Origin of the sequence: Mesorhizobium sp. M0938, assembly GCF_040319125.1 — a bacterium.
GTDB lineage: Bacteria > Pseudomonadota > Alphaproteobacteria > Rhizobiales > Rhizobiaceae > Mesorhizobium > Mesorhizobium robiniae.
Genome location: NZ_JAMYNS010000010.1, coordinates 1 through 19,961, shown reverse-complemented (window position 1 = coordinate 19,961; position 19,961 = coordinate 1). Strand labels below are relative to the sequence as shown.

General features: G+C 62.3%; 21 protein-coding genes and 2 pseudogenes. 16 read left to right on the top strand and 7 right to left on the bottom strand.

Annotated features, from left to right (window positions below):
* Positions 1 to 9: 9 nt before the first annotated feature.
* Both NKH73_RS18665 and NKH73_RS18660 read right to left on the bottom strand, forming a co-directional pair.
* A complete protein-coding gene (locus NKH73_RS18665) occupies positions 10 to 1,296 on the bottom strand; it encodes a dihydroorotase (protein ID WP_352934545.1) in 1,287 nt (428 codons plus the stop codon).
* Entirely contained in the window at positions 1,296 to 2,255 is a 960-nt protein-coding gene (locus NKH73_RS18660) for an aspartate carbamoyltransferase catalytic subunit (protein WP_352934543.1), read from the bottom strand. The genes NKH73_RS18665 and NKH73_RS18660 overlap by 1 nt, the downstream gene beginning before the upstream one ends.
* Positions 2,256 to 2,432: 177 nt before the next feature.
* Here NKH73_RS18660 and NKH73_RS18655 point away from each other — a divergent pair, with 177 nt between their 5' ends.
* From NKH73_RS18655 to NKH73_RS18645, 3 genes are all read left to right on the top strand, one after another.
* Entirely contained in the window at positions 2,433 to 4,061 is a 1,629-nt protein-coding gene (locus tag NKH73_RS18655) for a DNA alkylation response protein (protein WP_352934540.1), read from the top strand.
* Between the two features lie 130 nt (positions 4,062 to 4,191).
* The gene (locus NKH73_RS18650; protein WP_352934538.1) at positions 4,192 to 4,818 is read left to right on the top strand and encodes a hypothetical protein; all 627 of its coding nucleotides are present in this window, start codon (positions 4,192 to 4,194) and stop codon (positions 4,816 to 4,818) included.
* Positions 4,818 to 5,129, top strand: a complete 312-nt coding sequence (locus NKH73_RS18645) for a DUF6105 family protein (RefSeq protein WP_352934536.1) — start codon at positions 4,818 to 4,820, stop codon at positions 5,127 to 5,129. The genes NKH73_RS18650 and NKH73_RS18645 overlap by 1 nt, the downstream gene beginning before the upstream one ends.
* Here NKH73_RS18645 and ruvX read toward each other — a convergent pair.
* Positions 5,096 to 5,581, bottom strand: coding sequence for a Holliday junction resolvase RuvX (ruvX, locus tag NKH73_RS18640; protein ID WP_352934534.1), 486 nt, complete (start codon positions 5,579 to 5,581; stop codon positions 5,096 to 5,098). The genes NKH73_RS18645 and ruvX overlap by 34 nt on opposite strands.
* A gap of 118 nt (positions 5,582 to 5,699) precedes the next feature.
* Here ruvX and NKH73_RS18635 point away from each other — a divergent pair, with 118 nt between their 5' ends.
* The 5 genes and pseudogenes from NKH73_RS18635 to NKH73_RS18615 all read left to right on the top strand — a co-directional run bounded on the left by NKH73_RS18635 (position 5,700) and on the right by NKH73_RS18615 (position 9,737).
* On the top strand, positions 5,700 to 6,407 hold the full coding sequence (locus NKH73_RS18635; protein WP_352934532.1) for a metal-dependent hydrolase: 708 nt from the start codon (positions 5,700 to 5,702) through the stop codon (positions 6,405 to 6,407).
* Positions 6,408 to 6,582: 175 nt separating this feature from the next.
* Positions 6,583 to 6,870 (top strand): Asp-tRNA(Asn)/Glu-tRNA(Gln) amidotransferase subunit GatC, encoded by a 288-nt coding sequence (gatC, locus tag NKH73_RS18630; RefSeq protein ID WP_352934530.1) that lies wholly within the window; start codon positions 6,583 to 6,585, stop codon positions 6,868 to 6,870.
* Between the two features lie 7 nt (positions 6,871 to 6,877).
* Positions 6,878 to 7,330, top strand: a pseudogene (locus NKH73_RS18625) (GNAT family N-acetyltransferase); the annotation flags it as partial.
* A gap of 4 nt (positions 7,331 to 7,334) precedes the next feature.
* On the top strand, positions 7,335 to 8,900 hold the full coding sequence (locus tag NKH73_RS18620; protein WP_352934528.1) for an amidase: 1,566 nt from the start codon (positions 7,335 to 7,337) through the stop codon (positions 8,898 to 8,900).
* Between the two features lie 27 nt (positions 8,901 to 8,927).
* On the top strand, positions 8,928 to 9,737 hold the full coding sequence (locus tag NKH73_RS18615) for a YdcF family protein (RefSeq protein WP_352934524.1): 810 nt from the start codon (positions 8,928 to 8,930) through the stop codon (positions 9,735 to 9,737).
* On the opposite strand, the gene NKH73_RS18610 is transcribed toward NKH73_RS18615, so the two are convergent.
* Positions 9,674 to 10,429: a DUF599 domain-containing protein gene (locus tag NKH73_RS18610; RefSeq protein ID WP_352934521.1), complete on the bottom strand. Its 756-nt coding sequence runs from the start codon at positions 10,427 to 10,429 to the stop codon at positions 9,674 to 9,676. The genes NKH73_RS18615 and NKH73_RS18610 overlap by 64 nt on opposite strands.
* A gap of 159 nt (positions 10,430 to 10,588) precedes the next feature.
* On the opposite strand from NKH73_RS18610, the gene NKH73_RS18605 reads away from it, so the two are divergent.
* From NKH73_RS18605 to NKH73_RS18590, 4 genes are all read left to right on the top strand, one after another.
* Positions 10,589 to 11,992 carry an L-serine ammonia-lyase gene (locus NKH73_RS18605; RefSeq protein WP_352934519.1) on the top strand — a complete coding sequence of 468 codons (1,404 nt, stop codon included), beginning with the start codon at positions 10,589 to 10,591 and terminating at the stop codon, positions 11,990 to 11,992.
* 102 nt (positions 11,993 to 12,094) lie between these two features.
* The gene (locus NKH73_RS18600; RefSeq protein WP_352934516.1) at positions 12,095 to 12,532 is read left to right on the top strand and encodes a DUF1489 family protein; all 438 of its coding nucleotides are present in this window, start codon (positions 12,095 to 12,097) and stop codon (positions 12,530 to 12,532) included.
* A 97-nt stretch (positions 12,533 to 12,629) separates the two neighbouring features.
* The gene (locus NKH73_RS18595) at positions 12,630 to 13,364 is read left to right on the top strand and encodes a VWA domain-containing protein (RefSeq protein ID WP_352934514.1); all 735 of its coding nucleotides are present in this window, start codon (positions 12,630 to 12,632) and stop codon (positions 13,362 to 13,364) included.
* Positions 13,364 to 14,062: a DnaJ domain-containing protein gene (locus NKH73_RS18590; protein WP_352934512.1), complete on the top strand. Its 699-nt coding sequence runs from the start codon at positions 13,364 to 13,366 to the stop codon at positions 14,060 to 14,062. The genes NKH73_RS18595 and NKH73_RS18590 overlap by 1 nt, the downstream gene beginning before the upstream one ends.
* A gap of 43 nt (positions 14,063 to 14,105) precedes the next feature.
* On the opposite strand, the gene NKH73_RS32590 is transcribed toward NKH73_RS18590, so the two are convergent.
* Both NKH73_RS32590 and NKH73_RS32585 read right to left on the bottom strand, forming a co-directional pair.
* Positions 14,106 to 14,675 (bottom strand): SPOR domain-containing protein, encoded by a 570-nt coding sequence (locus NKH73_RS32590; protein ID WP_502893944.1) that lies wholly within the window; start codon positions 14,673 to 14,675, stop codon positions 14,106 to 14,108.
* Positions 14,676 to 14,813: 138 nt separating this feature from the next.
* Positions 14,814 to 15,422 (bottom strand): annotated as a pseudogene (locus tag NKH73_RS32585) (D-alanyl-D-alanine carboxypeptidase family protein); the annotation flags it as partial.
* Here NKH73_RS32585 and NKH73_RS18580 point away from each other — a divergent pair.
* From NKH73_RS18580 to clpA, 4 genes are all read left to right on the top strand, one after another.
* On the top strand, positions 15,400 to 15,525 hold the full coding sequence (locus NKH73_RS18580; RefSeq protein ID WP_352934508.1) for a hypothetical protein: 126 nt from the start codon (positions 15,400 to 15,402) through the stop codon (positions 15,523 to 15,525). The pseudogene NKH73_RS32585 and the gene NKH73_RS18580 overlap by 23 nt on opposite strands.
* A 328-nt stretch (positions 15,526 to 15,853) precedes the next feature.
* A complete protein-coding gene (locus NKH73_RS18575; RefSeq protein WP_352935106.1) occupies positions 15,854 to 16,183 on the top strand; it encodes a phasin family protein in 330 nt (109 codons plus the stop codon).
* 276 nt (positions 16,184 to 16,459) lie between these two features.
* A complete protein-coding gene (gene clpS / locus NKH73_RS18570; protein WP_189501641.1) occupies positions 16,460 to 16,786 on the top strand; it encodes an ATP-dependent Clp protease adapter ClpS in 327 nt (108 codons plus the stop codon).
* A 6-nt stretch (positions 16,787 to 16,792) separates the two neighbouring features.
* The gene (gene clpA / locus NKH73_RS18565) at positions 16,793 to 19,261 is read left to right on the top strand and encodes an ATP-dependent Clp protease ATP-binding subunit ClpA (RefSeq protein ID WP_352934506.1); all 2,469 of its coding nucleotides are present in this window, start codon (positions 16,793 to 16,795) and stop codon (positions 19,259 to 19,261) included.
* Between the two features lie 81 nt (positions 19,262 to 19,342).
* Here the strand turns inward: clpA and NKH73_RS18560 are convergent, their stop codons facing one another.
* Positions 19,343 to 19,774 carry an HIT family protein gene (locus NKH73_RS18560; protein ID WP_352934504.1) on the bottom strand — a complete coding sequence of 144 codons (432 nt, stop codon included), beginning with the start codon at positions 19,772 to 19,774 and terminating at the stop codon, positions 19,343 to 19,345.
* Between the last annotated feature and the right edge of the window lie 187 nt (positions 19,775 to 19,961).

The following is a 19,961-nucleotide window of genomic DNA, read 5'->3' as shown; positions in this document are numbered from 1 at the left end:
AGATATGCCCTAGGCTGAAAACACTGTGCGGCCCGCCACCATCGTTTGCAAGACCTTGCCCTGCAGCCGCGCGCCTTCGAAACAGGTGTTTTTCGAGCGCGAACGGATGCCGCTTTCGCTGACGATCCATGGTTCGTCCAGATCGACAAGCGCAAGATCGGCCGGCGCACCCGGCTTCAGCGTGCCGCCCGGCAGGCCGAACAATCTTGCCGGCGCAGTGGATAAGGTCTCGACCAATCGAAGCAGCGTCACATCGCCATTGTGATAGAGCCGCAACGCCGCGCCCAGCAGCGTTTCCAGCCCGATGGCGCCGGCCGCAGCGTCGGCGAAGGGCAGGCGCTTGGTGTCGACGTCCTGCGGGTCGTGCGAGGAGACGATGATGTCGATCGTGCCGTCCTTGACCGCCTCGATCATCGCCAGCCGGTCTTCCTCGGCGCGCAGCGGCGGCGTCAGCCGGAAGAAGGTGCGGTACTCCCCGACATCGTTCTCGTTGAGCGACAGATTGTGGATCGACACGCCCGACGTGACATTCGCGCCGTCAGCTTTCGCCCGCGTTACCGCGTTTGCCGCCATGGTCGTCGAGATCTTGGCCGCGTGATAGGCGCCGCCGGTCAGCCGCGCCAGCGCAAGGTCGCGCTCCAGCGGGATGGACTCGGCTTCGCGCGGAATCCCGGCAAGGCCGAGCCAGCTTGCATAGAGGCCTTCATTCATGACGCCTGAGGAGGCGAGGTCGGCGTCTTGGGTTTCATGCGCGATTACACCGCCGAAATCGCGCGCATAGGTCAGCGCGCGGCGCATCACCAACGCGCTTGATATGGTGTGCCGACCCTCGGTGAAGGCGACCGCGCCGGCTTCGCGCAGCAGGCCGAACTCGGTCATTTCGCGGCCTTCGAGACCCTTGGTGACCGCCGCCGCCGGAAAGATATTGACGATGGCCGTATCCTTGGCGGTACGCAGCACGAATTCGACCAGCGCGACATTGTCGATCACCGGATCGGTGTCGGGCATCATGACGATCGAAGTAACGCCGCCGGCGGCGGCCGCCACGCTGGCCGAAGCGATGGTTTCGCGGTGTTCGCCGCCCGGTTCGCCGATGAAGACGCGCGCATCGATCAGGCCGGGGATAACCGCCTTGCCGGCGCAGTCGATGACGGCAGCACCTTGCGGAGCGCCCTGGTTCAAGGCCGCCTTGCCGGCGGCGATAATCTTGCGGCCCTCGACAATGACCGTGCCGACCTCGTCGATGCCGCGCGACGGGTCGATGATGCGGGCTCGGCTGAAGACCGTTGCGCTCATCAGGCACCCTCGCGATTGCGGCGGGGATCGAGCAGCGCTTCCATCACCGCCATACGCACGGCGACACCCATCTCCACCTGTTCCTGGATGACGCTCTGCGGACCGTCGGCGATTTCCGAGGCAATCTCGACGCCGCGGTTCATCGGGCCGGGATGCATGACCAGCGCGCCGTCCTTGGCCGCCTTTAGCTTTTCGGCGTCGAGCCCGAAATAGCGGAAATATTCGCGCACCGATGGCACGAAGGCGCCTTCCATCCGCTCGCGCTGCAGGCGCAGCATCATCACCACATCCGCATCCTTGAGCCCTTCGGCCATCGAACGGGTGACGATCACGCCCATTTTCTCGATGCCGGCGGGCAGAAGCGTCGACGGCGCAACCACGCGGACCTGCGCGCCGAGCGCGTTGAGCAGCATGATATTGGAGCGGGCTACCCGCGAATGCAGGATGTCGCCGCAGATCGCCACGATCAGCTTCGACAGCGGGCCCCTGGCGCGGCGGATAGTCAGCGCGTCGAGCAGCGCCTGCGTCGGGTGCTCATGGGCGCCGTCGCCGGCATTGATCACCGAGCAGCCGACCTTTTGCGCCAGCAGAGCCGCAGCGCCCGCGGACTGGTGACGGATGATCAATATGTCGGGACGCATGGCGTTCAGCGTCATCGCGGTGTCGATCAGCGTCTCGCCCTTCTTGACCGAAGAACTGGCCACCGACATGTTCATGACGTCGGCGCCGAGCCGCTTTCCAGCCAGCTCGAACGACGATTGCGTGCGGGTCGAGGCTTCGTAGAAGAGGTTGATCTGGGTGCGGCCGCGCAGCGTCGAGGTTTTCTTCTCCGACTGCCGCGAGATCGCGACCGCCCGATCCGCCCGGTCCAGCAAAAGCTCGATGTCGGCGGGGGAAAGATCGCGGATGCCCAAAAGATGGCGGTGGGGATAAAGTGGCAGGGACGAAGCGTCGGTCATCTCAAGGCGCTGCTATAGGGTGGAGGACCTTTGGCTGCAAGCACCAGCTTTGGATTGCCGCCTTTCTCCCCGGTATTTTCGTCGCGCGGCTTGCGTGGCTTGGGCTATATCTAGCTGATGGCTTCGGATTCGTGGCCTTGTGATGATAAGGCCTTTCTGCCGATAGAAGGATTGGGCGTGACCGACGACGTGACGAACCAGCCACCTCCGCTGGCAGGCGGCAACGCCTGGCGGGGCGATCCGTTGCTGATCCAACTTGCCGAGCGTTTTTCGGATCCGGTGCGCAGGGATCTCGATGGGCTTGGTCGCTTCGTGCTGACGCCGGAGGCGCAAGAACTGGCCCGCCTCGCCAATGTCGAGACGCCGAAGCTCAAGACCCATGACCGGCAGGGCCGGCGCATCGACCTGGTCGAATTCCATCCGGCCTATCATGCGCTGATGCGCCGGTCGGTGGCGAACGGGCTGCACTCCTCGGTCTGGGAAAATGGCGATACCGAAATCGGCCGCCGTCATCAGGTGCGCGCCACCCGTTTCTATCTGACGGCCGAGCTCGAAACCGGGCATCTCTGTCCCATCACCATGACCAGCGCGTCGCTGGCAGCGCTGATGGCCAACCCAAAACTGTTTCGCGAATGGGCGCCTAGGGTAACGACGCGAAAATACGACCAGAGCCAGAAGCCGCCGGTCGAAAAGACCGGGCTGACGCTCGGCATGGGCATGACCGAGAAGCAGGGCGGCACCGATGTGCGCGCCAATGTCACCCGCGCCGAGCGCGTCGGCAGCGGTTTCTATCGGCTGACCGGCCATAAATGGTTCATGTCGGCGCCGATGTCGGATGCGTTCCTGGTGCTCGGACAGGCGCCGGAAGGGCTTTCGTGCTTTCTCGTCCCCCGCATTCTCGGCGATGGTTCGAGCAATGGCTTCCGCTTCCAGCGGCTGAAGGACAAGCTCGGCAACCGCTCCAACGCATCGTCCGAGGTGGAGTTCGTCAACGCCATCGGCGAGATGATCGGCGAGCCCGGGGCGGGTGTGAAGACGATCATGGACATGGTGACGCTGACCCGGCTCGATTGCGCGATCGCCTCGTCGGCGATCATGCGTGCCGGGCTGGCCGAGGCCGTCCACCACGCCCGCCACCGCCAGGTGTTTGGAACCAATCTGATCGAACAGCCGCTGATGCAGCGCGTGCTGGCCGACATGGCGCTCGACGTCGCTGCCGCCACCGCGCTGTCATTTCGGTTGGCGCGCTCCTTCGACGAGGCGGCCAGCGACCGTGGTGAGGCGGCGTTTGCCCGCGCCATGACGCCCGTCGTCAAATACTGGGTCTGCAAGATAGCACCGCCGTTGCTCTACGAAGCGATGGAGTGTCTCGGCGGCAATGGCTATGTCGAGGAGGGACCGCTCGCCCGCTACTATCGCGAAGCTCCGGTCAACGCGATCTGGGAGGGGTCCGGCAATGTGATGGCACTCGACGTGCTGCGTGTGCTGGGGCGTGCACCCGGCCTGTTCGAGGATGTGCTGGCCGGCATCGACCGCGATCTCGGCGCCGGCGGACGCGGCACGATCGGTGTGCTCAAGGCAGCAATGCAGGTCGCGGCAACCGATGAGGGTTCGGCCCGTCTGCTCACCGAGCAACTGGCGCTGTCGGCGGCGGCGGCGGAGCTGCGCCGGCTGGGGGCAGGGCGGATCGCCGACGCCTTTGTCGAGACACGCCTCGCCGGCCAGTGGCGCAACACCTACGGCATGCTCGATTCGCGCCATGACGCGCGCATGATCATCGACACGCTGTATCCGCCGGTCACCTGAGAAGAGATTTCGGCGAAGAGTTCTCGCCATCCATCGCGCCGCTGTGGATGACCGTTAACCTTAACAAATGGTTTCCATTGCGGTGGCAAGCCGCAAAGCCCACTGTCCTGTTTACCGAAGCAGGAACGCCATGCGGTACATGTTGAGCTCCTTTCTGGCCTTGCACTGGGCGGTCGTTTTCGCCCTGCTGGCGTTGATCTGCATCGACGGCAATCGCGGCATCGCGGCAGCGTTGGCTGTGCTCGGCGTTGCCGCCCAGAACACCCGCTTCGTAGACCTCGAAAACGCTGCCGTCGTGGCACCGCTTGCCGTCGCGCTGCTCGTCGTCGCAGTGCTGTTTTGCTGGGCCTTTGTCGAGACTCTGATCAGCGACCCGACGGATCCGGACGGCAAAGGCAGCGTCGTGCGGGTCGCCTTCATCTCCGCCTCCGGGGTGCTGTCGCTGATCGTGGTCGGCGGCGCCGCGCAAGGCATCAACGGGCTGTTCATGGCCGTCGCGGTACAACTGGCGGCACTGCTGGCCTCCTATGTCGCCATACTCGCAGAGCGGCGATCGGCCTTTGCCGCAGCGGTTTCGGACACCGGCGAAATCCGTGCCGCCGCGCATGTGATGGCGAAGGCCGCCGCGCACAACTCGTCGCTCTCGCGTATTTCCGGCCGGCCCGACACGAACTTGAGGCCGGACACGAATTTCAGGCCCGACTTCAGGCCCGACACGAACTTCAGGCCCGACACAAACTTCAGGGATGGCCGCTGATGCGCACTTTGTTCGCCCTGTGGGCGACCCCACTCGTTCTGTTCTGGGGCTGGTTCTTCCTGTCGCTCAACAACATCAATTTTGGCTATGTCATGCTGAGCCGCCCATTGCATGACCTCGTCTTCCAGCTCTATGGGGAGATGCTTGGCATCGATCCGGCGGTCATACCCGGCATGGTGGCAAGGGCCTGCATCCTCGACAGTCTGCTGCTCGTAGCGTTTTGGGCGTTTCGCCGCCGCCGGGTGATCGGCGGCTGGTTGAGGACGATGCGGGACCGCTATTTCGACCAGGCATCAACGCCGAGCGCCTGAAGCCGGTCGAGAACGCCCTGCAGAATAAAGGCCGCCGCGGCGGAATCGATCTTGCCGGCGCGTTTGCGGCGCGAAAAATCCATCTCGATCAATGTCCGCTCGGCCGCCACCGTCGACAGTCGCTCGTCCCACAAGACGAAGGGCAGGTCGCTCAAACCTGCCATGTTGCGGACGAAAGCGCGGGATTTCTGGGCGCGCGCGCCTTCCGACCCGTCCATGTTGATCGGCAGGCCGAGCACCACCGCCCCGACATTCTCTTTCTGCAGCAAAGCGAGCAGTTCTGCGGCATCCAGCGAAAATTTCCTGCGCATGATGACCAGGCGCGGATGGGCGAAGGCAAAGCTCCGGTCGGAAACCGCCACGCCAATTGTCTTGTCTCCGAGGTCGAGGCCGGCCAGCGTCTTGCCGCCGCTAAGTCGCGCCGGCAACTCTTCGATGGTGATGATGCTCAACGGCTTTTCCTTTGACCACGATGCCGCACGTCCTATACGCGCAAACCATTGCCGTTGGACCTTTAATTTCGCCGTCGGTGTTCTATCCTCTACCGCAGCAAAAATCGAGGAAGCATTGATGAAACTGACCTGGTACGGACATTCGGCATTCCGCATCGAAACCGAAGGCGCGACGATCCTTATCGACCCTTATCTGGTCGGCAATCCGTCATGGACAGGCGGCTGGGAAGGGCCGGCCGAAGGGGTCACGCACGTGTTGCTGACGCATGGCCATAGCGACCACATCAGCGGCGCGGTCGAAGTGCTTGGGAAAAGCGGCGCGATGCTGGTCGCCAATTTCGAGATCTGCATGTATCTGGTCGGCAAGGGCGTCAGCGACAAGAAGATCAATCCCGGCAATATCGGCGGCACCGTCGATTGCGGCGGCTTCACCACCACTTTCGTCCAGGCTTTGCATTCATCGTCCTTTCCGGGCGAGGGCGGGCAGAACACCTATCTCGGCAATCCGGGCGGGCTCGTCCTGCACTTCCCCGAGGACAAGACGCTCTACCACATGGGCGACACAGACATCTTTTCCGACATGGCGCTGATCAACGAGCTGCATGAACCGAAGATCGGTATCGTACCGGTCGGCGACCGCTTCACCATGGGTGGCGCGGTGGCAGCCCTTGCCTGCCGACGCTTCTTTCAGTTCGAGACGGTCATTCCCGCTCATTTCGGCACATTTCCGATGATCGACCAGAGCGCCGACAAGTTCGTGGCCGGGCTGGACGGATCGGGTGTGAAAGTGGCGTTGCCGGAGATTGGCGGGACGATCACTTTGTAGAGGATGACCTTGCAGGGGTTGCAGGGGCCGCTACGGCGGCAGGTAGTTTCTCCGCGACAGTGCTGCCATAGCCGAATCGCGGCCAAGGACGACGCGCCGCGCATAACGATGCATGTTGCGCGCCACGCGCCGCGCCGCTATAGCGCGGACTGGTTATCCCGAGGCACAAATAAATATGTCCGTTGATGTCAAGACTGTGAAGCGCGTCGCGCGTCTCGCCCGCATTGCGGTGAGCGAGGAAGATGCCGAGCGCATGACCGGCGAGTTGAATGCCATTCTTGGCTTTGTCGAGCAGTTGAATGAGGTCGACGTTTCCGGCGTCGAGCCGATGACATCGGTGATTCCGATGGAGATGAAGAAGCGCCAGGACCTCGTCACCGACGGCAGCAAGGCGGCCGACATCGTCGCCAACGCGCCGGCCACCGAAGAGAATTTCTTCCTCGTTCCGAAGGTCGTGGAGTAGCGGGCCGATGGCAATCGAGGTCGCCATCGAAACGCCGCTGCAGGACGATGTGCGCTGGCTGGTTGAGGAGCTCAACGACACGCTGCTTGAATTGACGCCGCCGGAGCACTGCTACCACATGACCGTCGAGCAGATGGCCGACAACGACACAACGGTCTTTATCGCTCGCGATACCGGCCTTGCTATCGGCTGCGGCGCGCTGAAACGCCACGACGGCGCCGTCGGCGAGGTCAAGCGCATGTACACGCGGCCTTCGCATCGCGGGCGGAAGATCGGCGCCACGATCGTCGAACGGATTGAGGCGCTGGCGCGCAATGAAGGGCTGCAGCGTCTGGTGCTGGAGACGGGCGACCGCCATCCGGCTGCATGGACCGTCTATGAACGCGCCGGGTTTTCGCGCTGCGGCCCGGTGCTGGACTATCCTGATACCGAGTGGTCGGTGTTTTACGAAAGAGCCTTGCCTGATGAGCGACCTGACCCACCTGACGATTTCGCAGGCCCGCGCCAAGCTGCGCGCCAAGGAAATCACCGCAACCGAGATCACCGAAGCCTATCTCCAGGCGATTGAAGGAGCCAATCCGGTGCTCAACGCGTATGTCGTCGTTACCGACGACAAGGCGCGCGATATGGCCAAGGCCTCGGACGCGAAATTGGCGAAGGGCGAGGGCGGTTCGCTCGAAGGCATTCCGCTCGGCATCAAGGACCTGTTCGGCACCGAAGGCATTCACACCCAGGCCTGCAGCCATGTTCTGGATGGTTTCAAGCCGCACTACGAATCGACCGTCACCGCCAATCTGTGGGCCGATGGCGCCGTCATGCTCGGCAAGCTCAACATGGATGAGTTCGCCATGGGCTCGTCAAACGAGACCTCCTACTACGGCCCCGTCGTCAATCCGTGGCGGCGTTCGCGCGTGGACACGGTGGTGATGCCGACCACGCATCAGGGCGATGGCGGCTTCGTCTCGGCCGGCGGCACCAGGACCGCGCGCACGCTGGACAACGCCCAGCTTGTGCCGGGCGGCTCGTCGGGCGGCTCGGCTTCAGCGGTTTCCGCGTTTCTCTGTGCCGGCGCCACTGCCACCGACACCGGCGGCTCGATCCGGCAGCCAGCCGCCTTTACCGGCACGGTCGGCATCAAGCCGACCTACGGCCGCTGCTCGCGCTGGGGCATCGTCGCCTTCGCCTCGTCGCTCGACCAGGCTGGACCGATCGCGCGCGATGTGCGTGACGCCGCGATCCTCTTGAAATCCATGGCCTCGGTCGATCCGAAGGACACCACCTCGGTTGACCGGCCAGTGCCGGACTACGAGGCCGCGATCGGCAAGCCGGTCAAGGGTATGAAGGTCGGCATTCCCAGGGAATACCGCGTTGACGGCATGCCTGAGGAGATCGAGGCGCTGTGGCAGAAGGGCATTGCCTGGCTGAAAGATGCCGGGGCCGAGATCGTCGACATTTCGCTTCCGCATACCAAATATGCACTGCCGGCCTATTATATCGTTGCGCCCGCCGAAGCCTCGTCGAACCTCGCCCGCTATGACGGCGTCCGCTACGGGTTGCGCGTGCCGGGTAAGGACATCGTCGACATGTACGAGAAGACCCGCGCCGCCGGCTTCGGCCGCGAGGTCAAGCGCCGCATCATGATCGGCACCTATGTCCTCTCCGCCGGCTACTACGATGCCTACTATCTGCAGGCGCAGAAGGTTCGGAACCTCATCAAGCGGGATTTCGAGAATACGTTCGCGGCTGGCGTCGACGTCATTCTGACACCGGCGACGCCGTCGGCGGCCTTCGGCATCGCCGACGAGGACATGGCCGCCGACCCGGTCAAGATGTATCTCAACGACATCTTCACGGTGACGGTGAACATGGCCGGACTGCCGGGCATCGCCGTGCCCGCGGGGCTTGACGCCAAGGGCCTGCCGCTCGGCCTGCAACTCATCGGCCGGCCTTTCGACGAGGAAACTCTGTTCCAGACCGCCCATGTCATCGAACAGGCGGCGGGTACGTTCCAACCGGAAAAGTGGTGGTAGTGTCGTCTCCCATCTGAGGGGTGAGGGATGTTCTACTATCTTTCCAAGGTATTCTGGCTCCTCGTCCAGCCTCTGAATCTGTCGATTATCCTGCTGTTGGCCGGACTGCTTGCGGCAATGGTTGGCTGGCGGCAACTGGCGGCCACCGCCAGCATGCTCGCCTTCCTGATCCTCGGGCTCTCGGCCTGGACCTCACTTGGCGCAATGATGCTCAGCCCCTTGGAAGAGCGCTTTCCGCGACCGCCGCTGCCGGAAAGGGTTGACGGCATCATCGTGCTGGGTGGCGGCATGGAGGGGGCCATCAATTTCGTGCGTGCCGGCTATGAACTGAACGCCAGCGGCGATCGAATGGTGGAAGCGGCCGTGCTGGCACGGCGTTTCCCGGCGGCCAAAGTCGTTATCTCAGGCGGCACCATCGCAATGATCGGCGAAGGCGAGGGCGATGCAGTGTCGGCGCCACGTCTGCTCACTGCGTTCGGCGTGACGACCGATCGGCTGATTCTCGAGAACAAATCCCGCAACACCTACGAGAACGCCGTCTTCAGCCGGGAACTGGTCACCCCGAAACCAGGCGAGACCTGGCTTCTGGTGACCTCGGCCTTTCACATGCCGCGCGCCAAGGCGCTGTTCGGCAAGGCCGGCTTTGCGACCGTTCCCTGGCCGGTCGATTACCGCACCTCCGGCAAGGAAGGCTTCGGCCTGTTCCGCGACGATCCCTTTGGTTCGCTCCAGACCACCACGACGGCGGTGCGTGAATGGATAGGGCTCGCCGCCTACTGGCTGTCGGGCCGCATCGATCGGCTTTTCCCCGGACCGGATACTGGCTCGGGTGGCTGACCGATCACGGCTTGCCGCGCCGCCGAGAAGAACTGGCGACGCACCAGAACCGCCAGCAAGAGCAGCGTCGACAGTACGAACACCAGCGGGTCGACGAACCAGCCGAGATAGCCGATCGAGAAGAAAACGCCGCGCAGGCCGGAGTTGAAGTGCTTTCCGGCCAGCATGTTCATCCGCGCCGCCCGCCATACCGCCGTCTCGCTAGCCGGGTTGCGTGAAGCCTCGCCATACGGGATCGGCACCGCGCCGATCAGGATCGAGCAGTAGTTGAACAGCCGGTAGGCCCAGCCGAACTTGAAAAAGGAATAGGCCAGGATCAGCACCAATCCGAACACTTTCATCTGAAAGGCGGAGCGGGACGATGTCGCGCCGAGCGGCAGGTTACTCAGCACCGAAACAACCTGATCGGAGGCGCCGAGCAGGGCGAAACAGCCGCCGATCGCAATCAGCGAACTGGAGGCGAAGAAGGCGGTTCCCTGCTGAAGACCTGCCATGATGGCGGTGTCGACAATGCGGATCTCGCGTTCGGCCATGGTCCGCATCCAGGCTTCACGCTGGGTGTTCATCGCCATTGTCAGCGATATGCGGCTGACCAGCTTTCCGTCGGAGGCGAGCGTATGAAGCACCCACACGACAAGGAAGAAAGCCAGCGCCGCGAGATCAGCCGTCGATAGATGGAAGGAATCGCCCATGCAACCCTTTTACCACAAGCCGCGGCGTCGCTTCGATGGCAGGACGCACGATGTCGCTGCCGGAGCAAACAAGGTCGGCAGGTGCAGCGCCGCGATCTTCGAAAGAGCGGAAACATCATGGGAATTCCTATATGTAATTCCAATAGGAGAGAGTGGCGCGTGTTCCTTTCGGTTTTCGACCTGTTCAAGATCGGCATTGGGCCATCGAGTTCGCACACGATGGGACCGATGACGGCTGCGCGGCGTTTTCTCGACGAGGTCGCGGGAGATGACTGGCCACGCCCGGCCGGCGCCAAGGTCGACCGCATAGCCGCCAGCTTGCACGGCTCGCTCGCCTATACCGGCATCGGCCATGGTTCCGATCGCGCCGTCGTGCTCGGCCTTGCCGGCCAGACGCCGCAAAAGGTGGATCCCGATCAGGCGAACGGCATCTTCGATCGTATCGCCGCCGACAAGCGGATTTCGCCCCCCGGCCATCCCTCCTATCGCTTCGACCCGGCAACCGATCTGGTGCTGGACCGCAAGACGCCGCTTTCCGGCCACGCCAATGGCATGGCTTTCTCCGCCTATGATGCCGACGATCGCCTGCTGCTCAAACGCATCTACTATTCGATCGGCGGCGGCTTTGTAGTTTCCGAGGAGGAACTGCAGCGGATGAAGGTGAAGGGCTCGGTGACGACGGAAGGCAAGAAGGTGCCATACCCCTTCAAGAATGCCGTCGAAATGCTGTCGATGGCGGCAAAGAGCGGCCTTTCAATCGCCGATATGAAGCGCGTCAACGAAGAGACGCAGATGTCGCGCGAGAAGCTCGATGCCGGCCTCGACGACATCTGGAGCGCCATGAAGAGCTGCATCGAGCGTGGACTGTCGCAGGACGGTATCATGCCGGGCGGACTGAAGGTGCGCCGCCGCGCGCGGCAATTGCATGACAAGCTGCAGGAGCAGTGGCGGCAGAACCGGCCCAATCCGCTGCTAGCCAACGACTGGTTGTCGATCTATGCCATGGCGGTAAACGAGGAGAACGCCGCCGGCGGGCGCGTCGTAACCGCGCCGACCAATGGTGCTGCGGGCACGCTGCCCGCGGTGCTGCGCTACTGGCTGCATTTCCATCCCGAAGCCGACCAGCCAAGCATCCGCGATTTCCTGCTGACTGCGGCGGCAATCGGCGGCATCATCAAGACCAATGCTTCGATCTCAGGCGCCGAGGTCGGCTGTCAGGGCGAGGTCGGTTCGGCCTCGGCTATGGCGGCGGCGGGACTGTGCGCCGTCATGGGCGGCACGCCCGAGCAGGTCGAGAACGCCGCCGAGATCGCGCTCGAACATCATCTCGGCATGACCTGCGATCCGGTCGGCGGGCTGGTGCAGGTGCCCTGTATCGAGCGCAATGCGCTCGGCGCCGTCAAGGCTGTGACTGCCGCTTCGCTGGCCATCAAGGGCGACGGCGTTCACTTCGTGCCGCTCGATGCTGCGATCGAGACCATGCGCCAGACCGGCCTCGACATGAACGAGAAATACAAGGAAACCAGCCTCGGCGGGCTGGCCGTCAATATCGTGGAGTGCTGAGCCAACCTTGCCACTTTGGAGACGGGCACTGCGGAGACTGGCACTGTGGAGAAAGTCGACCAGCCCGTTGACGCCTTCGTGCGCCGGACTAAACCTTAATCCATGTCTCTCAATCTCATAAAGCTCTGTGTCGGTTGCGACAGTGTCGAAGATCTCGAAGAGTGGATCGCCTTCCGCCTCGACGAACGGCGGCGCGCCGGTGAACCGGTCGAGCATTATCACACCACCCGCATGATGCCGACGCGCGGCGTCGAGGTTACTGATGGTGGTTCCCTCTACTGGGTGATCAAGGGCAGTGTGCAATGTCGCCAGTTGATCACGGAGATCCGTCCTTTCACCGATGACGAGGGCATCGGCCGCTGTCACCTGATCCTCGATCCCGCGATCGTGCGCACCGACTGGCAGCCGCGCCGTGCCTTTCAGGGCTGGCGCTACCTGAAACCCTCGGACGCACCGGCCGATCTCGGCAAGGGCAAAGCGGGATTGGTCGAGATGCCGCCGAAGCTTAGGCGCGAGCTTGCCGATCTCGGCCTTCTCTGAGAGAGCCAAAGATTTCAAAGCTGCCGGGATCGCTGGCCCTCAAGGTCGCCTCGTGCTGGGCTTGCAAGCTGTGCGACAACGCCACATCTTGAATATCATGAGCGACAAGAAGCAGCAGCCCGTGCCTGCAAAGGACAATCCTGCGCCGATCGAGTCCCAATCGAGCACAGGCGAGATCGATGCCTTTATCCGTCAGGCCAGAACACTCGCTTCATCCGCGACCGGTTCTGGGAGGCTGATCCTTTCACTCGACGCGACGATGAGCCGCCAGCCAACATGGGATCTCGCCTGCGCGTTGCAGGGCGAGATGTTCGACGCCGTTGGCAGGGCCGGGGCGCTCAGCGTGCAACTCGTCTATTTTCGTGGTCTTGGCGAGTGCCGCTCATCCGCTTTCGTCACCGATACCGGCGCCCTGAAGCAGCTGATGACCCGGATCGAATGCCGCAGCGGCCACACTCAGATCGGCAAGGTGCTCGCCCATACGCTCAAACAGACGGCGGCGACCAAGGTCAACGCATTGGTCTATATCGGCGATGCGATGGAAGAAAACATAGATGACCTAGCTGAAAAGGCCGGCAGCCTCGGCCTGCATGGCGTTCCTGTCTTTGTCTTTCAGGAGGGCCATGATTCCGGTGCGGAGAAGGCGTTCAAGGAAATTGCGCGGCTGTCCAGAGGAGCTTGGTTCCGCTTTGATCGACGGGCCGCCACAACCTTGGCCAACCTGCTTTCGGCGGTCGCGGTGTTTGCGACCGGCGGGCTGAAGGCACTCGAGGCCAGGGGCAGGCCGGAAGACCGGCTGATGATCGAAAATCTGCGGGGTGGCAGGAAATAATGGGCGCGATTATCGCATTCGTGGCATTGCTTCTGGTGCTGCTCGGCGTGCTCACGATCTTTCTCCGTGCCGATCCCGCGAGATTAGCAGGCGCGATGAGGACGCTTGGGCCCGTCCTGCTGGGACTGGTCGGCGTCGCAGTGCTTCTGGTCGGTCGCGAAGGCATCGGCGGGCTGATCCTGTCGATGGCGCTCGCCTGGTATGGGTCCATGCGGATGAAGCGGCCGACGGCGAAACTCGAGCCTGGCAAGCGTTCGACGGTGCGCACCGCGGCACTCGAAATGGAGCTTGATCACGATACCGGCAGTCTGGAGGGGCTCGTGCTCGCCGGCCGGCATGAAGGCAAGATGCTAGGCACGATGAGCCTTGCGGAATTGCAGCAGCTTTACCGCGAACTGCCCGGCGACCCGGAGAGCCGCCAGCTGCTAGAGACGTATCTTGACGGCAGGTTTCCCATCTGGCGCAAAGACGCTGAGGCGAATGGTGGCGAAGGGCTGGGTGTTTCGCCAGGTTCGGGCGCCATGACTAAGGAGGAGGCCTACAAGGTCCTTGGTCTTGAAGCGGGGGCCGCCGCGGCGGATGTCCGCAAGGCGCACCGCCGCCTGATGCAGCGCCTGCACCCCGATATCGGCGGCACGTCGTTTCTGGCGGCGCGGATCAACGAAGCCAAGGACGTCTTGCTCTCCAATCACAACTAGTCTCCTTCGACGCAGAATTTTCCGGGAGATCATCGCCACGCCGCTACTGCTGGACGGCGTAGCACTCGATTTTCTTTTTCTTCAGGGCGTTGCAGGCCTTCCAGGCGGCAGTCTTGGAATCAAAGCCGAACCGGGCGCGGTAATAGGTGACGCCGTCCTTTTCGAAGGGGACGGTGAAGCCCGCAGCATCGGCCAGGACCGAAGGCGCCTGCTTGCTCGTCTCGTCCAGGAGCGCCTGGGCTTCGGACTGTTTTGGCGAGGAGGCGACCTGAACTGCCCAGCCGGACGGCACCGATGCCGTGTTGACGGGGTCGACCGCTGCCGCCGGTTCGGCGTAGGCTGCTGCGACCCGTGCGGTCGCTACGTCGTCCGCCGAGGCTGCGGCCACTGTGGTGATTTTTTTGGCCCGAGAGACGGGCGTGGTCTGGACGACGGGGGTGATTTCTTCAACGTCGGGCTCGGTTTCCTCAACGCCGGGTTCGGTTTCCTCAACAAGGGAGGCAATGACGTCGTCGTCCGGCCTGCTGTCCGGCGTCGGCGCATCGCGCTTGGGCAGGAACACCTTTGCCAGCGCGGTGATCGGATTGCCGCCGCTTGCCTTGGCGATCAGCATGCCGCTGCCGCGCGACGACGCCTTCGGCATGTAGGTGTTGATCAATTCGGCCATCTGGTTGTCGCGGCTGCCGCCGGACTTGCCGCCTATTACCACCGCGACGATGCGGCGGTCGCCGTCGTCGACCGACGAGACGAGATTGTAGCCCGAGGCCCGAGTGTAGCCCGTCTTGATGCCGTCGACGCCCTTGATGCGCCCAAGCAAGCGATTATGGCCGTTGATGCGCTTGCGGCCGTAGAGAAAGGAACGCTGCGAGAAATAACCGTAATATTGAGGAAAATGCTCCCGCAGCGCGATGCCGAGCACCGCCATGTCGCGCGCGGTCGTGAACTGGCCGGGATTTGGCAATCCGTGGGCGTTGCGAAAAACGGTCCCCTTCATGCCCAGCGCCCGCGCCTTGGCTGTCATCATCTGGGCGAAATTGGTTTCATTGCCGCCGAGGAGTTCGCCGAGCGCCGTTGCAGAGTCGTTTGCCGACTTGGTCACCATCGATAGGATCGCTGTTTCGACCGTGATCGCGCCGCCCGGCCTGACACCGAGTTTCGTCGGCGGTTCTGCAGCAGCATTGGCCGAGAAGACGACCCGGGAGTTCTTGCTGATCTTGCCCTTCGCCATGGCCTCGAAGGCCAGGTAAAGCGTCATCATCTTGGTGAGCGAGGCGGGATAGCGCCGGCCATCGGCATTCGAGGAATAAAGCACCTTGCCGGTCTTGGCATCGATGACGATGGCCGCCGACCTGGCCGCCATGGACGAAGTAGCGTCGGCAACGACGAATGTCATCGCCAAGGCGAGGATTATGACCGTTTTCAAAGAGGACGCGGATTTGGAAAAAATGCCCGACAACGCCTGACGCACCGATGGTTCCTTTGAATTTTTGTTGCGTTGGAGGCGGCAAAGGTCCTGCCCCACTCCAAGCCACGCTATCGCGGCCAGCGTTACCAATCCGTTTATGGTAACCGCTCCGTTCACCATTTTCTTCGGGCTTGAGCTTTTGTTTATTCGAATTTTAGCCATTACCGATGCGCTGGGTCGGCTACCCTGCGGGTATGACGGGCCGTTGTGTCGGGGCCGCATCCGGCAAAACATTGACTTTTTGTGCGCTGCACAATACATTGCTTGCATTGCACAAGCGGCCCGGACAGGGCCTGTTCAATGGCAACCGTCAAGGAATGCGTGAAATGACCCAGACCTATGAAGATTTCAGCAAATACGGCAAGGAATTTGCCGATACCGGATTGAAGAGCTTCGCATCCTTTTCCAAAAGTGCGCAGGCCATCGCCACCGAGGCGGGCGAGTACACCAAGAAAAGCTTCGAAGCCGGCAGCGCAGCAGCCGAGAAGCTTCTGTCAGCCAAGTCGCTGGAGAAGGCGATCGAGATCCAGTCCGACTTTGCCAAGCAGTCCTACGAATCTTTCGTTTCCGAAGCCACCAAGATCGGCGATCTCTATGCCGAACTCGCCAAAGAGGCCTACAAGCCGTTCGAATCAATCGTCGCAAAAGCGAAATAATTTCGCTATAAGACGTAAAGATGGCCCTCGGGCCTGCAGGACAGACCCGGTCGCGAACGCGCGGCCGGGTTTTTTCGTGGCAATTTGAAATCAGTGGGCTCTGCTGGCTTCACGATTTCGAAAATCGGTCAAGTTTGGCCACCTAGCCATATTGTCAGCTAAACAGAAGGGCTTAAAATCGTCCATCGAACACCTACATGTCGAGCTCGCATGGGGATTTCGAAAAGGCAGGACTACGTGACTACAGGTTTGACTGCCACAAGGGATGTGGTGCGTATGCAAAACGGCGGCGACGGCAACGAGGCCGGTCGCGGCACGGCTGTGATCACGCGCACCAAAACCAAGACCAAGAAGCCTAGCCTTTATCGGGTCCTCATTCTCAACGACGACTACACGCCCATGGAGTTCGTGGTTCACGTGCTGGAGCGTTTTTTCCAGAAGGACCGCGAAGCCGCCACACGCATCATGCTACATGTTCACAATCATGGAGTGGGCGAGTGCGGGGTCTATACATTCGAGGTGGCCGAGACCAAAGTGTCTCAGGTCATGGATTTCGCCCGACAGAATCAGCATCCGCTGCAATGCGTGATGGAGAAGAAGTGAGGTAACATGCCGGCTTTCTCCCAAGGCCTGGAAAAGGCGCTTCACCAGGCGCTGACGCTCGCTAATGAGCGGCACCACGAATACGCAACCCTTGAACATTTGCTGCTCGCGCTCATCGACGACACCGAGGCGGCCGCGGTCATGCGCGCCTGCAACGTCGATCTCGACGAGCTGAAGCACACGGTTCTCACCTATATCGACACCGAACTCGACAATCTCGTCACCGGCTACGATGAGGATTCCAAGCCGACGGCCGGATTCCAGCGCGTCATCCAGCGCGCGGTGATCCATGTGCAGTCGTCCGGCCGCGAGGAGGTCTCCGGCGCCAACGTGCTCGTTGCCATCTTCGCCGAGCGCGAGAGCCATGCCGCCTATTTCCTGCAGGAACAGCAGATGACCCGCTACGATGCGGTCAACTACATCTCGCACGGCATCGCCAAGCGTCCCGGCGCATCCGAAACCCGGTCGCCGCGCGGCGCCGACGACGAGCAGGGCGGCCAGAGCGGTGCCGAGCCGCAAGAGGACGGCGGCAAGAAAAAGCAGCAGCAGGACGCGCTGACCGCCTATTGCGTCAATCTGAATAACAAGGCCAAGGCCGGCAAGATCGATCCGCTGATCGGCCGCGAGTCCGAGATCAACCGCACCATTCAGGTGCTGTGCCGCCGCTCCAAGAACAATCCGCTCTATGTCGGTGATCCCGGCGTCGGCAAGACGGCGATCGCCGAAGGCCTTGCCAAGCGCATCGTGGAGGGCGACGTGCCCGAAGTGCTGCATAACGCCACCATCTTCGCCCTCGACATGGGGACATTGCTGGCCGGCACACGCTACCGCGGCGATTTCGAGGAGCGGCTGAAGCAGGTCGTCAAGGAACTCGAGGATTATCCGGGCGCTGTTCTGTTCATCGACGAGATCCATACCGTGATCGGGGCAGGGGCGACGTCGGGCGGCGCCATGGATGCGTCGAATCTGTTGAAGCCGGCGCTGTCGTCCGGAACGATCCGTTGCATCGGCTCGACCACCTACAAGGAGTTCCGCCAGTTCTTCGAGAAGGATCGCGCGTTGGTGCGGCGCTTCCAGAAGATCGACGTCAATGAGCCGACCATTGAGGACGCCATCGAGATCATGAAGGGCCTGAAGCCCTATTTCGAGGAGTTCCACAAGGTTCGCTACACGGCTGAGGCGATCAAGGCTTCGGTCGAACTGTCGGCCCGCTATATCAACGACCGCAAGCTGCCGGACAAGGCGATCGACGTGATCGACGAGACCGGCGCCTCGCAAATGCTGGTGCCAGAGGCCAAGCGCAAGAAGACCATTGGCATCAAGGAGATCGAAGCGACGATCGCCACCATCGCCCGCATTCCGCCGAAGACGGTTTCCGCCGACGACGAGAAGGTGCTGGCCGGTCTCGACGTCGAGCTGAAGCGCGTCGTCTACGGTCAGGATACCGCGATCACGGCGTTGACCTCGGCGATCAAGCTGGCGCGGGCCGGCCTGCGCGAGCCGGAGAAGCCGATCGGCTCCTATCTGTTCTCGGGACCGACGGGCGTCGGCAAGACCGAAGTGGCAAAGCAGCTCGCCGCCTCGCTCGGTGTCGAGCTGATCCGCTTCGACATGTCGGAATATATGGAACGCCACACCGTCTCGCGGCTGATCGGCGCGCCCCCCGGCTATGTCGGCTTCGACCAGGGCGGCCTGTTGACCGACGGCGTCGACCAGCATCCGCATTGCGTGCTGCTGCTGGACGAGGTCGAGAAGGCGCATCCGGACCTGTTCAACATCCTGTTGCAGGTCATGGACCATGGCAAGCTGACCGACCACAACGGCAAGCAGATCGACTTCCGCAACGTCATCCTGATCATGACCACCAATGCGGGCGCCTCGGATGCGCAGCGCGCGGCGATCGGTTTCGGCTCGACCAAGCGCGAAGGGGACGATGTCGAGGCGATCAACCGGCTGTTCACGCCGGAGTTCCGCAATCGTCTCGATGCGATCATCCCCTTCGGCTCGCTGCCGGTTCCGGTCATCCACCAGGTGGTGCAGAAGTTCGTCATGCAGCTCGAGGCCCAGCTCTCAGAGCGTGGCGTCACCTTCGACCTGTCGCAAGAGGCGATCGCCTGGCTGGCCGAGAAGGGCTATGACGAGCGCATGGGTGCTCGGCCGCTCGGCCGGGTTATCCAGGAGCACATCAAGAAGCCGTTGGCCGACGAGGTGCTGTTCGGCAAGCTCAAGAAGGGCGGTACGGTGCGCGTCACCGTCGAGAGGAAGGAGACCGGCGAGACCGGCCTGAAGCTCGAGTCTCTCGCCGACGAGGCGCCGGTCAAGCCGAAGAAGGAAGAACCGGACGACTCGCCGAAGCCCAAGAAAGCTGCGGTCAAGAAGCCCGTCGCGAAAAAGGCGATCGCGCAGAAGCCGGAGCCCAAGGGCAAGGATGGCAGCAAGCGCAGCCTGGTGCCGCAACTGCCCCGCAAGGGTTGACGGTCTGAAAGCAAAAAAGCCCCGGCAACGGGGCTTTTTTGTTGGATGGAGAGCTAGACCCGGAGGCGATATGTCCCGGATTCAGTTTCCCAGCGCCGTTCGTATTTTGCCCGCGTTCTCAGCCAGCACTTCCGGCTTCTCCATCTGACCGCTATGCGGCTTCAAGGGGGTGCCCTCGAAGCGTGGAATGACATGCACATGGAGGTGATAGACGGTCTGGCCCGAAGCGGGCTCGTTGAACTGCATGACTGTGACGCCATCGGCATCGAAGGCCTCTTTCGCCGCCACCGCAACCTTCTGAACAATTGTGAAGAGTGGGCCGAACGTTGCCGGATCCGCGTCAAGCAGGTTGCGCGACGGCGCTTTCGGCACAACCAGCGTATGACCCGGCCCTTGCGGCATTACATCCATGAAGGCGACAACCGCGTCATCTTCATAGACGCAGTGCGATGGGATTTCACCGCGCAGGATTTTCGCGAAGATATTGTTGCTGTCGTAGGTGGCTTCGGCCATGGCATGCTCCCGATTCTGCCTTTCTCTACCGCACCGACCCGAAAATCGGAATCGATTTTCGGAAAGTACGATGCGGAGATTCAATGTGTTAGAGCGACGGTGGGGGACATTTGGGCCCCGGGCGGGAAAAAGTACCCGCGATGAATCGGGTCAAGGGGGGTGGTTGGTAGAATTATCCCAAACCCAG